Consider the following 13,535-nt stretch of genomic DNA (forward strand, 5'->3'; position numbering starts at 1 on the left):
ACGCAACGCAACTCGCTTCGTCCACACCAGGAACGCGACTTCTCCCCTCTGGATGCAGCGAGCCGCGCGACTGCGACAGCGCGAGCGGGTCGATATCTGAGTGTCTCGGCCCGAGATCTGATGGCTTGAACCTCGAATTGGCGCGCCAGACAGGTAGAACGTGATGACAGACGCACGGCTGAGACAGGTCTATGCCTATCATTTCGACAGCAAGCACCGCCCCGAGCGCTATGCGCCCGGACCCGGAGGCCTGGACTGGGCGACTCAACCCCATCCCTTTCGCTCTTTTGAGGGCGCACCCCGCATTCCGTTGCCGCTCGCCAGCGGCGGCGGACCTGCGTTCGCAGCTATCCGAGCGGACGAGCGGCCGGCACCGGCGAGTGTCGATCTCCAGCACCTCGGTGCCCTCCTCGGGCTCTCTCTGGGACTCTCTGCCTGGAAGGCTTTTGGGGATGCCCGTTGGGCGCTGCGCTGCAATCCCTCCAGCGGCAATCTACATCCGACCGAAGGCTATCTCATCACAGCGGGCTGTCCGGGACTGGCGGGTGGGGTCTACCACTACCACAGCCACGATCATTGTCTGGAACGGCGCGGCATCGATGTCGAAGGATCCGGCGACAAAGGGGACCCGCGCGGTGTCATCCTCGCCATGACCAGCGTTCATTGGCGTGAAGCCTGGAAGTACGGGCTGCGCGCCTATCGCTATTGTCAGCACGATGTCGGGCACGCGCTGGCCGCCATCGCCTATGCGGCCGCGACACTCGGCTGGCGCGTCGAGCCGCTCGGATGGTCCGACCAGAGACTCGCGGCCCTGCTCGGCATCGATCGCGAGACCGACTTCGATCCGGATGAGCCAGAGGCGCCCGATCTCGCGGTCTGGGTGGGGCCGGAGCCGGCGCACGCCGAAATGATCGACGCCTGGCTGGACCGCCCCCGGTCCTACTTGGGCAAGGCGAACCGTCTGAGCGCGGGCCATGTGAGCTGGCCAGGGATCGAGCGGGTGCATCGGGCCTGCTGGCGTAACGCGGCACAGCAGACAGCGCCCGCAGACCTAACGCCGCTGCCACCGCTCACGACACTGGACGGCGACCAGGGGGCCGGGGCACTGATTCGTCAGCGCCGCAGCGCCGTCGACTTCGATGGACAGACGCAGATGCCCCGCGAGACCTGGATCTCCATGCTCGATGCGCTTTTGCCCAGGCCAGGGACGCCTCCCTTCGACGCCTGGCGACGCACGCCGCGCGTGAGCATCCTCCTTTTCGTGCATCGCGTCGAGGGGGTGTCACCTGGGCTTTATGTGCTGGTGAGAGCGCCCGCGCATCGCGAGCGGCTCCACCTGAGTCTTCGGTCCGAGTGGTCCTGGGTGCCGCTGGACGGCGCACCCGCGCACCTCGGGCTCTATCGGCTGGTCGAGGGCGATGCGCGCAACGCCGCTCGCGCCCTCTCCTGTCATCAGGACATCGCCAGTGACAGCTGCTTTGCGGTCGCCATGCTGGCCGACTTCGATGCGGCGCTTGCGCATGGCCCCTGGTGCTACCGGGAATTGTTCTGGGAGTGCGGACTCCTCGGCCAGGTCCTCTATCTCGAGGCGGAGGCGGCCGGGTTGCGTGGGACCGGGATCGGCTGCTTTTTCGACGATGCCGTTCACGACCTGCTCGGCATCCAGGACAGGCGCTGGCAGTCGCTCTATCACTTCACCGTCGGTGGCCCCATCGAAGATCCGCGGCTGCGTACCGAGCCACCCTATGCCCACTTGGGCGAGCTCTCGGCTTCTGCTTGAGATCCGCAGCGCTGCATCCCGTGCTCGGCGATCTCGCGCTGGCGACAGATCCAGACGCCCTCATGGCCGCCAGGCATCGCGCTACGGCTGCGGCTCGGGCTGAGTAGCCGCAGACGGGCGATGAGCCGGTCGCGCCGGGCGTGCCAGAGCTGACGACCCAGCCCTGGCTGCGGTACTCCGGGCGGACGATGAAGACGCCCATGAAACCGAAGCGTCCCCCACAAGGCTCACGGGGCGCCTCGGCTGGCGCGAAGGCGATCGATGTCCCTGGCAGCGGTCCGCTTGCGTTGCGCGATGTGCTCACGCCGGGCCTGCGCACGCTCGGCGGGCGGTGCCGGCGTGGGTGGGACCGCCCGCAGGATCAGCTCGCGGAGTGTCCTCAGCTGCTGACGGATGGCGGCTTCCTCGGTCTGTGGTATGGCCACAACCGTCCCCGTCAAACGCTTCGGGGTGTTCGCGTCCTCCGGTGCCGGCAACAGGTGCCGCACCGCCTCGGCCGACAGCCGTCCGGCGGCGACCGCACGCTCGGCAGCATTGGTCCGCTGCCCAGGATCCCAACCGAGCGAGAGCCGCCACTGGGGTGGTTGCCCTTGCCGGCGCCGCTCGGCCACCAGGCGCTCGTAGGCGCCTTTGAAGGCCATGCGCGCGCCAACGCGGTCACCGCACTCCCACACCGGCGCGGCCGCCGTCGCGGCGAGTAGGATCTCCTCGGTGACGCACACACTCGCCGCCTCGTCGAAGGTGTCCACCGCCAAGGCCCAGGCCTCGTCTGAACTCGGGTGCCCACCGCCGGCGCGCTCCAGCACGGCGATGATGTCGCTCGGGCGCGGGAAGTAGCGCCCACGCTCGGCGTCCAGCAGGTGGCAATCCAGGACCTGGCGCAGGGTCGGGAGATCCAGATGCGCCGCGAGCAGGCGCCACCAGGTCTGCTTGAGCCCGACCGACACGGTCTGCCCGTAGGTCTCGCCGAGTTCGTCGAGCAGGTCCGAGAAGACTTTACGGTCGTGATCGCACAACATGGAACTCCCCCTCCAGCGGATCGGGGTCTGGGTTGAGAAAGGCATCCAGCGCGGCTTGCTCGGCGCGCTGATCGGCGGCGAGTGCGAGGAACTGCTCGACATGGGCCGCGTCGCGGCAGATGAGCGCGATGTCGTCGAAGGCGCGCCCACGGTCGTTGCGGCCCTGGTGCCAGGCGGAGGCGCGACAGCCGTCGATGGCGCGCTGCAGTTCGGCTGGCGTGTAGCCGTCCTTGAGCCGAGCGGCGATGGCGGATCGGCGCTTGGCGTCCAGCTTGGCCTTGGGCTTGGCCATGACCTGCTGCCAGTAGGCGAAGATCGGCTGCACGACATCGGCGCGGACGGCCACAGGGCCGTCAGGTCGGGCGTCGGGGGCGCTCGGTGCAGAGGTTGGTCCAACGCCGCCATCGGAAGCCGAAAACGGCCCGTCACGCGACATGTGCGTAAGCACCGTCTTTTCTTTCCGGATACCGGATACCGGAGGTGTGCCGGCTTTGACGGTCCCTTTCGAATTCGGCACCTGCCGGGTTATGGGTGGATCTGGCCCGCAGACCGCATCGTTGCTGGAGTCTGAGGTGCCGGGATGGGTATGCCGGGTTTGTGCCGGGTTTATTTGGCGCAGACTGATCCGTGATGGCTAGAGGAAGGAAAAAAATCAGATGTTTCAATGCACTGCGATTACGCACCAAACCAGCACGCTCAAGCCCTTCGGCGAGCCGTCGGACCTTGGCCTTGGTAGGAGTGCCGGTGCCTTCCAGCCCCTGCCCGGGCTCGATATAGAGGGCCTCCTGCAAGGCGCGCCAGGAGATGCGACGGGTATGGCCGACAAAACCGCTGTGATAGTCCATGAGGGTTCTCAGCACGATGTAGAGTTGCCAGAGCTCAGGGCGTTGTCCGCTGAGCGCGGCCAGTTCCGCGTCGTCGAGTCGGATGGCCACCGCCGGTCAGCCGCCGCTCAGCTCGCCGGGGTCGATCCGGTCCATCAGGCCGGCTCGGGGCGCGTGGGCGGCGGACCGAAGAGGTCCGGGCGCAACTGATGCATCGTTCAGCGTCCCTTGCGCGCAATGCACACCGCGCTGCGCAAAGGGATCCGCTCGGACCACTGGGCCACCGCCTGCTTGGTGCAGTCGGCTGCTTGCGCCACCGCGACCAGGGTGCCCAGTTCGGCCAGGAGATCGGATTTCGTGATCATGGCCTAAGTGAAGTGCAATTGACAAAAAAAGTCAATAGCACGGCCCGCGATAGTCAATTAGACTTGTCGTCATGAATACTGTTGCCGACCGTGTAAAGTTCCTTCGCCAGCACTTGCAGCTCACGCAGGAGGCGCTGGGACAGTGCGCGGGCGGCATCTCTAAACAGGCGGTCTCGCAATGGGAGCGTGCGCTCACGGAGCCGCAATGGGAGGCGTTGAACGCCTTACAGCGCACCCGACAGGTAAATCCCCAGTGGTTGCTGAAGGGAACCGCGCCGATGCTCCTGAGCGAGGAGGCAGGCGACCCCGGCCACGCCCTTGACCGCGTCCCCTCCCACCGCATCGAGCAGCGCCCCTTAGCGGAGCTGCTCGATGAGCTGTCGCGTCGCCTGGCGCTGGCCGATCCATCCGTGCGCGAGGAGGTGACCCGGCTGGTGCTGCGCTACATGGAGAACCCCCGAGCGGGGGCGCGGATCGCGCAAGCGATCGATCTGCTGCTGGGATCGGACGACGACACCTCGACCCGTTAGCCACGCCCTCCGCCGCGTCTCTTGGCCGCGGTGCCTGTCACGTGTCCTGACCGAGTTTTCCGTCTCACAGACTGAGACCCGCGACCGGCCGAGGGGTCGATCGGCTCGCTGATGGGCACGGCTGCGCGAACCGGCGCGCTTCCCGAGCGGGCGTCCAATCGCTCGCCAGGGCGATGCTCGCAGGCGGCAGAGACGCACGTGGCATTGAGCGCGCTTAACAATCGCCATGAAGAGCGCTTCACTTCTGGTCAAGTTCCGCCTTTTGATCACTGTCAAGCGCCGACGTCTAGGGTGAGCGTTGGCTGCGGACCACCCGAGGCGATGCACCTCTCAGGGTCGCTCCACCTCAAGAGGGCACCCGTGCCCACCTCACGAGAACACCGACATGCGCCAACCGCGTTCCATCATCCGCGCTCTGACGACATCCCTGCGCCACGCGCGCAGGATCGCCTTGACCTCCACGACAAGGTCAGGCGCGCGGAACGCGCCATCGTCGCTAATGCAGGCGCGCCCCGTTTGGCGCAACCATGGCGATCGCCCAAAGGCATTGGGATGGACGGCAATCCCCGTCAGGGCTTCGTCCATCAGGACCAGACCGACATCCAGGCTGGCGTCGGTGGGTCATCCCGACCCTCGACCACCAACGCCAGCGACGAGCCGGTCACGATCGGGCATGACCGGCGCCGGTCGTCCGTTCGGAACGGCCATGGAGCCGGGGAAACCGCGTGATGAAAACCCTTGACCTGGTCGAAGCGGCCAACTTCCTGCGCCTGCACCCGGAGACTCTGCGCCGTTTGGCGGTCAAGGGCGATATCCCGAGCGCCAAGCCGGGCAAGCACTGGGTGTTCATTGATGAGGACTTAGCCAATTGGCTGCGCTCACGCTATGCTGAACAGGCGCGGGCGGTCGAGCCGAGAGGACAGACGCGATGCTCTACCGCCGATCCAATAGCCGGCACTGGTGGGTGCGCTTCACCACACCAGACGGCAAAGAAGTACGACGCTCTACTGGAACGGAAGACAAGAAGGCTGCCGAGGAGTACGAAGCGAAACTGAAGCAGGCTCTGTGGCGCCAGGAGCGTATGGGCGAGAAGCCCCGACGAAGCTGGCCAGAGGCCGTGGTGCGCTGGGTCGAGGAGACCGCGCACAAGGCCAGCCATGATGATGACCTGTGTCATTTGCGCTGGCTAGACCCGCACCTGAAGGGCTTATTGCTCGACCAGATCGATCGGGACCGGCTGCACACCATCCGTACGACCAGTACGCCGTGTGGCTTGGATTCACTCCGACCAGGCCAAGGCTAAAAAAGCCATCGGGGTACCGCTCAATACCGACGCTATGCTGGTGCTGCGGCGTTGGGAGGACCGACACCCCGAACGGGTCTTCGCCTACCCGCGGCCCGATGAGAACGGGAGCATTGAATGGTCCCCGGTCACCAAGGCGGGTGGACGGGCTTGGCGTAAGGCTCTCCAGCGAGCGGGGATTGAGCAGTTTCGCTGGCACGACCTGCGCCACACCTAGGCCTCATGGCATGTGCAGTCTGGCACCCCGCTGCATGTGCTCCAGGAGCTCGGGGGATGGTCGGATTTCGCCATGGTGCGAAAATACGCCCATCTAGCGCCAGAGCATCTGGCCGAGCATGCCGCGCGGATCGAGTCCGGGCTTCAAAGTGTTCCGCACAGTTTCCGGCACACCGCCTCGGCGGACAAGAAAAAAGCGGCGACGCATGATGCGTAACCGCTTGTAATTACTAGCTTAAATTGGTCGGGGCGAGAGGATTTGAACCTCCTACCACCTGAACCCCATATAAGTACAGAAAGATCCTGCTAGATCCGCCAGAAGTCAAAAATATCTTTTTTAACAGAATGATATAAATCCTGACCCACTAGCCTTATCCCGCAAGGTCCACTAAAATCCTACCTAAGCCACCCCGAGAGTGGGGGTAAAAGTGGGGGTAAAAAACGCCCCTATTTTGACGACGGATCAGAGACGAGGCGCTGCAATGGGTAAGCTGACGGTCAAGCAACTGGAATCGCTCACGCCCGATAATGTCGGGCGGAAGCTGTTCGATGGCGACGGGCTGTACGGACGGGTCCGTGCACAGAAGACCGGGATCGTCGTTACCTTCGAATACCGCTTCACGCTGCAAGGGACGACGCGGACGGCGGCGTGTGGCAAGTGGCCGGAGGAGTCGTTGAAGGACATCCGCAAGACGCGCGATGCGAAACAGGCGTTGGTGGATACCGGTACCGATCCGGTCGAGCAAGGCCGGGCGGAGAAGCTGCGCAAGCGGTCCAGCGACATCAGGCAGAGCTGGCTCGGATCGCGGCCGACTCCGCTGCGCGGCGAACGCTCAAGGATGCGATGACCCAATGGACAAAAGCGGAGCTGGCTCGCCGCAAGGATGGCGGCAGTGAATCAATGCGGGCGATCGAGAAAGACATTCTTCCGGTCCTCGGCGAGGTGGCGCTGGTTGACCTCAAGCGGGCGATGGTGGTCGATGTGCTCGACAAGGTGGTCGAGCGTGGCGCGCGGGTGATGGCCAATCATCTCTTCAGCGATCTCCGTCAGTTCTTCAACTATGCCGTCGCGCGTGACTGGGTCGAGGCACACCCGCTAGCAGGGTTGACGAAGGAGAAGATCGGTGGACGGGAGAAGGCACGCGAGCGCTACCTCTCCGAAGAGGAGATCATCGAGTTGAAGCAGCGCCTGCCGGCGGCCAACCTGCTGCACACGACGGAGTTAGCCATCTGGATCATGCTCTCGACCTGCTGTCGGGTGGGCGAGCTGTCGCAGTCCCGGTGGGAGCATCTCGATCTGGACCAAGGTTCATGGTTTATCCCTGGTAGCAACACCAAGAACGCCAAGGATCACAACGTCTTTCTCTCCGATTTCGCCAAGGCGCAGTTCCTGGCGCTGAAAACCCTGACGGGCGATTCGGCCTGGTGCCTGCCGGCCAGGGACGACCAGGGGCATGTCTGCTTGAAGTCCATCACCAAACAGATCAAGGACCGTGTGCGCGATGAGCCGCTCTCCAACCGGACCAAGGCCACGGGGGCGTTGCTGCTATCGGGTGGGGCCTGGACGCCGCATGATCTGCGCCGCACGGGCGCGACCATGATGGGCGAGTTGGGCGTGATCGGCGAAGTCATCGAGCGCTGTCTGAATCATGTCGAGCAGAACAAGCTCAAGCGGATCTATCAGCGCCATGAGCTGAAAGCTGAACAGCGGGATGCCTGGCGGCGGCTCGGGGATCGGCTCGCGCTGCTGCTCGCCGCAGAGGGACAGGAGAATGTGGTCGTTGGTCGGTTTGCCAAACGTGCCTGACGATCCGGCCAGGCACTCACCGCACGCGCGGGTTGTCGCAAGCCCGTTGTCCATGAGTCGGCGGTCGTCTCACGACCCCGATGGAGGGAGATCCTGTACAAACGTCGACGGAAGTTGATCCACTTTCAGGGCCATGCCGCGCAATGCTTCGCTTTCGGTCTGAGCGCGAACCTTCAAGATACAGGGTTCGTCAAATTGGATCGGGGAAAAGACCAGCATGAATTGCGTCATCTGAATGCGCTCCTCGCGACGCTCATCCGTTGCATCCTCGCCCGCGTCGGATGCCGCCGCGAGTTGGCCTTCATCGAGCATCACTTCTTGTAAAGTCTCCTCATCTTTCAAGACCCGTAGGGTCAATGATTGGAGCGGGTCATTCGCAGGCGTGAGAATTCTGACGGACAAGCAGAGTTTGGGCAGCGTCACCGGAAACGCGGGAACGAATAGTCCTCCTGAATAGACCCCGATATAGGAGATTTTGCCGCCGATCTCATGGCGGATATCGTCACAGAAGAGGGTCTCGACGTGGCGGATCATCATTTCTGTTTCGCTTGCGCGATGGCTTCCTGACGTTTGAGCGCTTGATCAAGGGCATTCAGGTCGATATCCAGCGCAGTGGCGAGCTTGCGGCAGGTCTCGATGGTGAGATTTTCCGTGCCGCGCTCGATGCGGGCGATGTGGGACTGGCTGGTTCCCAATGCGTCGGCGAGACGGGTCTGCGACCACCCCATCTTTAGTCGTAGGGTGCGCACCGTATCGCCATCCTCCCGATAAAATGTCTCGGCCACCCAGCGCCTGCCGGACTCCAGGGCAGCGCGTCCCTGGTCGTCCGTTTCCCACTCATCCAGCAACTGGCTGATCGTCGTATGGTTGGCTGGAACGGGCGGTGGAGGTGCGGTGTAGGCTTCGAACGCGAAGACCGGGCAGCGGTTACGGCTGGTCGCCTCTCCAGCCTGGCCGACGATCTTCTCAAAGCTCCTGATAGGCGCGGAGGATGCGCTGGCTGATAGGGTGGTTGGCGTCATAGTCGAACTCCCGTGGCGCAATGGCCAGAACGTGATAGTGCTTTTCCCTTGGCTCGAAGGCGTAGACGATGCGATAGCGAAGACCCTTGTCCTCCAGATCCCACACCTTCAGCCGCCACAGATCCCGTCCTTGGCGCCACTGCGCCTGCCACTTGCTGACATGAAAATCCGCTGAACGGTAGGCGCCGTAGTCGTGCTGGGTGAGACGATCCAAGAGATCCGGATCCGCTTCCAGTTGCGCCAGCAAGGCCAGAATCCGGCCAGCCGCTTGGGGCTCGCTGTCTCGCAGGGCGCGCAGGTCAGTCTTGGCATCATGATGGACGTAGAGGGCTATCAATATATCGACCTAGATATAAAATAATCAAGACGTTTCTTCCGGTCGAGACGGCGGCGCGGGCCGGTCATCGCAACGACCTTGCCTGATTGTCCGGATGTCAACATCTGAGGAAAGTGGATTAGGCGTTCCCGATCGGCGTTTGGGCGCGGTGCAAACCGCGCCCTTTCTGGTTTTTAGGGGAAGGTCTTGAGTCCATAACCCTTGATCCTGCCCGCCCCCCGACTACAGATCATAGAGATCCCCATTCTCCTTGAGCCAACGCTCGGCATCCTCGTAATCCGGTGCAACCCGCCCGAGGATCTCGTAGAACCTGGCGCTATGGCTGTGCTCGATCAGATGGGCCAGTTCGTGCGTGACCAGATAACGAACCCGGTCGATCGGTAGCAGAATCGCGCGCCAGTGGAAGTTCAGACCGCCCGTCTTCGAGCAGGAGGCCCAGCGGTTCTTGAGGTCCATGACCCGCACGGGGCCGGGCGTCACACCAACCCTCGGCGCGAGCGCCGTTACCTCGCTGGCGAATCGGCGGCTGGCCTGCCGCGCGTACCACCGGACGAAATGCTGTCTGCCTTCCGGGGCGACCCTTTCCGCCATGAGGAACCGCCCGTTCTTCAGTTGCAGGGCTGGCCCCGCGAGGGCGCCATCGCCGGCGCGAAGGAGTTTCAGCCGATATTTCCTGCCGAGGTAGTGGAAACCCTCTCCCGTCATGTACTCCTTGCCGATCTTCGGGTGCAGCACGCGCCGCTTGTTGCCCAGGGTCTGGTAGATCCATTCCAGTCGCGAGCGGATGATCTCTTCCACACGCGCGTCCGAGAAGGCCGCCGGAACGGCGATCACCAGCTCGCCGGCACGGTCGACCGTGAGGTCCACGGTCTTGCGTCGGTCGCTCCGTCGCAGTTCGATCTCCAGGTCGTCGACCCAAATCAGCGCGTTCATGAGACGAGGAAACGGTGCCGGCTCTTTGCCAGGTCCACCAGGCGCGAGGCCAATTCGGCCAGTGTCTCGTTGGGGACGATCCTGGAGCGACGCAGAAGCCGGTAGATCGTTTTCTCCAGCCCCTGACGGCTGACGGGGTCGCGCCAGAACCCGACGCGCCCGATGGCTTCCCGCGCGGCGTCCACGACCGCGACCGTGGTCTCGATGGCGGTTCGGAGCGTTGCATCAGCGAGCTGCGGATGGTCCTTGTCCGTCAGATGCCGCTTGATCAGACCGAAGAAGGGGGCCTGGACCTTGGGATCCAGCCCCTCGATCTCTTCGTCCCGGCCGCGCCGCAGCTCAGCGTCGATGAACTGGCGAAGCTCGCGCTCCAGTTCGTCCCAACGGTCTTTCAGCGCTTCGAGGATGCTTTCGAGCTTGGCACTGAAGGTGGCATAGAGGTCGGGATCCTCGTTGAAGTGCAGCGTGATGTGATGGCGGGCGGCATGGCTCATCTGAGACGCGCGGGCGCGCGCCGAGCCGTTGGCCTCCACGGCTGCGGCGAAGTTCACGTCCAGGATCCCGATGGGCGGGATCTTGGGATCGATGCCGTTGGCGGCGATGTAGGTGTCGATCAGTTGCTTGACCTTGTGGTGGACGCCGTGCAGGTCGAGCTGTGGGTCGTGGTAGAGATTCGCGGCGACCTTGGCGATGAAGCCGAGGATCTTGGCATCCGGCTGGTAGGGCATCGCCTCCGGTCGCGGCATCACGATGGACAGGCCTTGCAGGAAGGCGCGCAGCTTGTTGATGAACTCGGCCCGGATCTTCACGTCCTCCAGCAGATCGACGCAGGCTTCGATGTCGCGGATGCCCTTGATGCCGCGCGTCAGAAAGACATCGATCGCGGCCTTGTGCCGGTCACGCAGATTGGGCAGCTCATCGCGGATATCCGTCATCGGGTCATGGGTCTCGTCCTCGTAATCGCCGAGGGCGTCGTGGAGGTGACGGGCGACCCCAATGTAATCCACCACGTATCCGCAATCCTTACCGCGAGCGCGCCGGTTGACGCGGGCAATGGCCTGCAACAGGTCGTGGGCGACGATCTTGCGGTCCAGATAGAGCACCTGCTCCACCGGGGCGTCGAAGCCGGTCAGGAGCATGTTCTGCACGCACAGGAAGGCCATCCCGTCCTGCTTCTCCGGATCCTGTTGGACCAGGGGCTTCTTGAAGCGGGCGATGTGATCATTCCGCTTGGTCTTGTCCGTCCACTGCCGCCAGGAGGGCGGGTCGTTGTGGTCGTGCGAGACCACGGCGGCGAATTCGAGCCGCTTGATCGTCTCCAGGCGCGGATGGGCGCCGACGAGGAATTGAACCCACGGATCTTCCTGCTCCAGGTCCTTCGGCTCCAGCGCCAGCTTGGCCGGGTCGAGCCCCGCGATCTCGGCCACGAGCGCGTCGCGTGCCTGCCCGAGCGATTCCCGGTAGGTCAGGACAGCCCGGCGGCTGACGGAGACGACCTGCGCCTTGAATCCATCGGGCATGATCTTGCGGACATAGTGATAAAGCATGTCCGCCGCCTTCTCCGCGATCAGTTTCGGCGCCTCCAGGACATCGCCTGTCGTCGCGTACCGGTTGCGGATGACCTGCTGCTCCGCGTCGGTGTAGTCCCGGAACAGGTCCGCGAAGGCACGGTCGAGGCGGTCGGTGTGCTCGACCAGCCCGTCGGTGGTCCGGCCCTCGTAGAGGATGCGGACCGTCGCCTCGTCCTCCTCGGCCTCCTTGAGCCGGTACTTGTCGATGAATTCCCCGAAGATGCCCTGGGTGTGCGCCTTGTCCTGCTTGAGGATCGGCGTGCCGGTGAAGCCGATCCGGGCCGCGTTGGGCATGGCCGCCATCATGTTGGCGTGAAAGGTCTCGGTGTGGGAGCGGTGGCACTCGTCGACCAGGATCAGGATCTGCTCGGCGGCGTTGAGCACGCCGAACTCCTGACGACGGACGGTCTGGCGCAGGGTGCGGACGCGCGCCGGGATGCCTGGCCCATCCGCCATGCGATCCAGGTGCTCGGCCGGTTTCAGCGGCACCTCGTACTCGAACACCTCGACCTCGCCGGTCCGGTCGAGGTACTTCTGGATCATGGCAAAGACCACATCCGGCCCCTCCTCGGCCAGGATGCCCTTCAGCCGATCGGTGTCGGAGACGCTGCGCCGCAGATCCCGCTCGTCCGGGCGCGCGTTCTCGCCGGTCAGGGCGAGGGTCTCGCGCAGTTGCTTTTCCAGGTCCGTGCGGTCGGTGACCACCACCACCTTGAACGCCCGCAGCGCCGGCTCGGTGCGCAGCTTGCGCACCAGATAGACCATGGTGATGCTCTTACCCGAGCCCTGGGTGTGCCAGACGATGCCGCCGCGCCGGTCCTGGTCGCGGTCGTTTTGGCGCCGGGTCGTGCCCGTCATCAGGCGCTCGATCGCCTTGCAGACCGCCCGATACTGCTGGTAACGCGGCGCGACCTTGATCAGCTTGCCGTCATCGGTCTTGAACAGGATGAAGTGTTGCAGGATGTCGAGCAGGCGTTCCGGCCGCAGCATCCCGGCCGCGAGCAGCTCCTGGCTCTTGAGGCTGTCCGCCGTCTTGCCCAGCTCGCGCGCCACCGCGTCGGGCGTCCAGGGGGCCACATCCTTCCATGGCTGGTAGTGCTCATGCAGCGCACCGAGGGTGCCGACCCGCGCCTCGTAGAAGTCGGTCACCACCATCAACTGGTTGTAGAGGAAGAGGTCTTCGATGCCTTCGTCCTCGTCGATCCAGTCGCGCTGGTTGGAGTACCGCAGCAACTGATCCAGCCCCTCGCCGATGGGGTCGGACAGGGCCGGGCTCTTGCACTCGATGACGACCAGCGGCAGCCCGTTGATCAGCAGCACCAGATCCGGGATGACGAACGACCCGCCGCCGGGCAGATCCACCCGGTACTGATTGATGACCGTGAAGGTGTTGCGGTCGCGCCGCTCGGGGTCGAATTCGATGAAGCGGATCAGGCGCTGGCGTTGGCCATCGCCGGTGGAGACATAGACCCCGGTAATCAGGCGCTCGGTGATGAGACGATTGCGCTCGATCAGCCCCTGGCCGCCGGTCTTCTCCAGCTCGCGGATGGCGCGCTCGATGGTGAGGTCGTCGAGCGGCCCGTCGGCGTCGTTGATGCGGCGGATCGCGGCTCTCAGGGTGTCGTACTGGACGACCTCACGGAAGTGCCGCCGTCCCGTCGCACTCGGGTAGTCGATCTTGTCCTGCTCGTTCTCCAGGCAGAGGACTTCCCAGCCCATGGCGTGCAAGTGCAGCAGCAGTGGGCGCTCGACCTCGGACCACTCGGTCGGGGTGCTGGTGGGTGGTGGCAGTTCCGGTAGATCCATGGATCAATCCTGCTTCTTGTTG

The 13,535-nt window shown here is 64.2% G+C and carries 17 protein-coding genes and 1 pseudogene; 8 read left to right on the top strand and 10 right to left on the bottom strand.

Annotation, left to right across the window (positions count from 1 at the left end):
- Window positions 1–163: 163 nt before the first annotated feature.
- Entirely contained in the window at window positions 164–1,780 is a 1,617-nt protein-coding gene (locus tag THIVI_RS07390) for a SagB/ThcOx family dehydrogenase (protein ID WP_014777989.1), read from the top strand.
- 227 nt (window positions 1,781–2,007) lie between these two features.
- Here the strand turns inward: THIVI_RS07390 and THIVI_RS07395 are convergent, their stop codons facing one another.
- The 4 genes from THIVI_RS07395 to THIVI_RS23505 all read right to left on the bottom strand — a co-directional run bounded on the left by THIVI_RS07395 (window position 2,008) and on the right by THIVI_RS23505 (window position 3,988).
- Window positions 2,008–2,844, bottom strand: a complete 837-nt coding sequence (locus THIVI_RS07395) for a hypothetical protein (RefSeq protein WP_245537398.1) — start codon at window positions 2,842–2,844, stop codon at window positions 2,008–2,010.
- Window positions 2,777–3,145, bottom strand: coding sequence for a hypothetical protein (locus THIVI_RS07400; protein ID WP_041446882.1), 369 nt, complete (start codon window positions 3,143–3,145; stop codon window positions 2,777–2,779). Before THIVI_RS07400 ends, THIVI_RS07395 begins: the two co-directional genes overlap by 68 nt.
- 79 nt (window positions 3,146–3,224) lie before the next feature.
- A complete protein-coding gene (locus tag THIVI_RS24555; RefSeq protein WP_014777992.1) occupies window positions 3,225–3,734 on the bottom strand; it encodes a hypothetical protein in 510 nt (169 codons plus the stop codon).
- Window positions 3,735–3,841: 107 nt separating this feature from the next.
- Complete coding sequence (locus tag THIVI_RS23505; RefSeq protein WP_014777993.1) at window positions 3,842–3,988, bottom strand: Cro/CI family transcriptional regulator; 147 nt, start codon at window positions 3,986–3,988, stop codon at window positions 3,842–3,844.
- A gap of 71 nt (window positions 3,989–4,059) precedes the next feature.
- On the opposite strand from THIVI_RS23505, the gene THIVI_RS07410 reads away from it, so the two are divergent.
- Window positions 4,060–4,518 (top strand): helix-turn-helix domain-containing protein, encoded by a 459-nt coding sequence (locus tag THIVI_RS07410; RefSeq protein ID WP_014777994.1) that lies wholly within the window; start codon window positions 4,060–4,062, stop codon window positions 4,516–4,518.
- A 369-nt stretch (window positions 4,519–4,887) separates the two neighbouring features.
- On the opposite strand, the gene THIVI_RS24560 is transcribed toward THIVI_RS07410, so the two are convergent.
- Entirely contained in the window at window positions 4,888–5,103 is a 216-nt protein-coding gene (locus tag THIVI_RS24560) for a hypothetical protein (RefSeq protein WP_157174393.1), read from the bottom strand.
- A gap of 143 nt (window positions 5,104–5,246) precedes the next feature.
- Here THIVI_RS24560 and THIVI_RS26300 point away from each other — a divergent pair.
- From THIVI_RS26300 to THIVI_RS07425, 6 genes and pseudogenes are all read left to right on the top strand, one after another.
- Window positions 5,247–5,390: pseudogene (locus THIVI_RS26300) on the top strand (helix-turn-helix domain-containing protein); the annotation flags it as partial.
- A gap of 56 nt (window positions 5,391–5,446) precedes the next feature.
- On the top strand, window positions 5,447–5,821 hold the full coding sequence (locus tag THIVI_RS25630; RefSeq protein ID WP_245537469.1) for a hypothetical protein: 375 nt from the start codon (window positions 5,447–5,449) through the stop codon (window positions 5,819–5,821).
- On the top strand, window positions 5,787–6,038 hold the full coding sequence (locus THIVI_RS25295) for a tyrosine-type recombinase/integrase (protein WP_052314978.1): 252 nt from the start codon (window positions 5,787–5,789) through the stop codon (window positions 6,036–6,038). The genes THIVI_RS25630 and THIVI_RS25295 overlap by 35 nt, the downstream gene beginning before the upstream one ends.
- Window positions 6,039–6,110: 72 nt before the next feature.
- Window positions 6,111–6,254, top strand: a complete 144-nt coding sequence (locus THIVI_RS25300; RefSeq protein ID WP_217160950.1) for a hypothetical protein — start codon at window positions 6,111–6,113, stop codon at window positions 6,252–6,254.
- A gap of 265 nt (window positions 6,255–6,519) precedes the next feature.
- Window positions 6,520–6,885 carry an Arm DNA-binding domain-containing protein gene (locus THIVI_RS22620; protein WP_052314979.1) on the top strand — a complete coding sequence of 122 codons (366 nt, stop codon included), beginning with the start codon at window positions 6,520–6,522 and terminating at the stop codon, window positions 6,883–6,885.
- Window positions 6,882–7,844, top strand: a complete 963-nt coding sequence (locus THIVI_RS07425; RefSeq protein ID WP_052314980.1) for a tyrosine-type recombinase/integrase — start codon at window positions 6,882–6,884, stop codon at window positions 7,842–7,844. Before THIVI_RS22620 ends, THIVI_RS07425 begins: the two co-directional genes overlap by 4 nt.
- A 69-nt stretch (window positions 7,845–7,913) precedes the next feature.
- Here the strand turns inward: THIVI_RS07425 and THIVI_RS22625 are convergent, their stop codons facing one another.
- The 5 genes from THIVI_RS22625 to THIVI_RS07450 all read right to left on the bottom strand — a co-directional run bounded on the left by THIVI_RS22625 (window position 7,914) and on the right by THIVI_RS07450 (window position 13,513).
- The gene (locus tag THIVI_RS22625; RefSeq protein WP_052314981.1) at window positions 7,914–8,381 is read right to left on the bottom strand and encodes a DUF6941 family protein; all 468 of its coding nucleotides are present in this window, start codon (window positions 8,379–8,381) and stop codon (window positions 7,914–7,916) included.
- Window positions 8,378–8,866, bottom strand: coding sequence for a helix-turn-helix domain-containing protein (locus THIVI_RS07435; protein WP_014777997.1), 489 nt, complete (start codon window positions 8,864–8,866; stop codon window positions 8,378–8,380). The genes THIVI_RS22625 and THIVI_RS07435 overlap by 4 nt, the downstream gene beginning before the upstream one ends.
- The gene (locus tag THIVI_RS07440; protein WP_014777998.1) at window positions 8,811–9,203 is read right to left on the bottom strand and encodes a type II toxin-antitoxin system RelE family toxin; all 393 of its coding nucleotides are present in this window, start codon (window positions 9,201–9,203) and stop codon (window positions 8,811–8,813) included. Before THIVI_RS07440 ends, THIVI_RS07435 begins: the two co-directional genes overlap by 56 nt.
- Before the next feature lie 222 nt (window positions 9,204–9,425).
- The gene (locus THIVI_RS07445; protein ID WP_014777999.1) at window positions 9,426–10,136 is read right to left on the bottom strand and encodes a M48 family metallopeptidase; all 711 of its coding nucleotides are present in this window, start codon (window positions 10,134–10,136) and stop codon (window positions 9,426–9,428) included.
- Entirely contained in the window at window positions 10,133–13,513 is a 3,381-nt protein-coding gene (locus tag THIVI_RS07450) for a type I restriction endonuclease subunit R (protein WP_014778000.1), read from the bottom strand. Before THIVI_RS07450 ends, THIVI_RS07445 begins: the two co-directional genes overlap by 4 nt.
- Between the last annotated feature and the right edge of the window lie 22 nt (window positions 13,514–13,535).

The sequence above is a fragment of the Thiocystis violascens DSM 198 genome, assembly GCF_000227745.2.
GTDB classification, from domain to species: domain Bacteria; phylum Pseudomonadota; class Gammaproteobacteria; order Chromatiales; family Chromatiaceae; genus Chromatium; species Chromatium violascens.

Bases quoted from the DNA above. Each gene is read 5' to 3' on its own strand.
- THIVI_RS07390 (WP_014777989.1), top strand. From the start codon at position 164: ATGACAGACGCACGGCTGAGACAGGTCTATGCCTATCATTTCGACAGC.
- THIVI_RS07395 (WP_245537398.1), bottom strand. From the start codon at position 2,844: ATGCCTTTCTCAACCCAGACCCCGATCCGCTGGAGGGGGAGTTCCATG.
- THIVI_RS23505 (WP_014777993.1), bottom strand. From the start codon at position 3,988: ATGATCACGAAATCCGATCTCCTGGCCGAACTGGGCACCCTGGTCGCG.
- THIVI_RS07410 (WP_014777994.1), top strand. From the start codon at position 4,060: ATGAATACTGTTGCCGACCGTGTAAAGTTCCTTCGCCAGCACTTGCAG.
- THIVI_RS24560 (WP_157174393.1), bottom strand. From the start codon at position 5,103: ATGGACGAAGCCCTGACGGGGATTGCCGTCCATCCCAATGCCTTTGGG.
- THIVI_RS25630 (WP_245537469.1), top strand. From the start codon at position 5,447: ATGCTCTACCGCCGATCCAATAGCCGGCACTGGTGGGTGCGCTTCACC.
- THIVI_RS25300 (WP_217160950.1), top strand. From the start codon at position 6,111: ATGGTGCGAAAATACGCCCATCTAGCGCCAGAGCATCTGGCCGAGCAT.
- THIVI_RS22620 (WP_052314979.1), top strand. From the start codon at position 6,520: ATGGGTAAGCTGACGGTCAAGCAACTGGAATCGCTCACGCCCGATAAT.
- THIVI_RS07425 (WP_052314980.1), top strand. From the start codon at position 6,882: ATGACCCAATGGACAAAAGCGGAGCTGGCTCGCCGCAAGGATGGCGGC.
- THIVI_RS22625 (WP_052314981.1), bottom strand. From the start codon at position 8,381: ATGATGATCCGCCACGTCGAGACCCTCTTCTGTGACGATATCCGCCAT.
- THIVI_RS07435 (WP_014777997.1), bottom strand. From the start codon at position 8,866: ATGACGCCAACCACCCTATCAGCCAGCGCATCCTCCGCGCCTATCAGG.
- THIVI_RS07445 (WP_014777999.1), bottom strand. From the start codon at position 10,136: ATGAACGCGCTGATTTGGGTCGACGACCTGGAGATCGAACTGCGACGG.
- THIVI_RS07450 (WP_014778000.1), bottom strand. From the start codon at position 13,513: ATGGATCTACCGGAACTGCCACCACCCACCAGCACCCCGACCGAGTGG.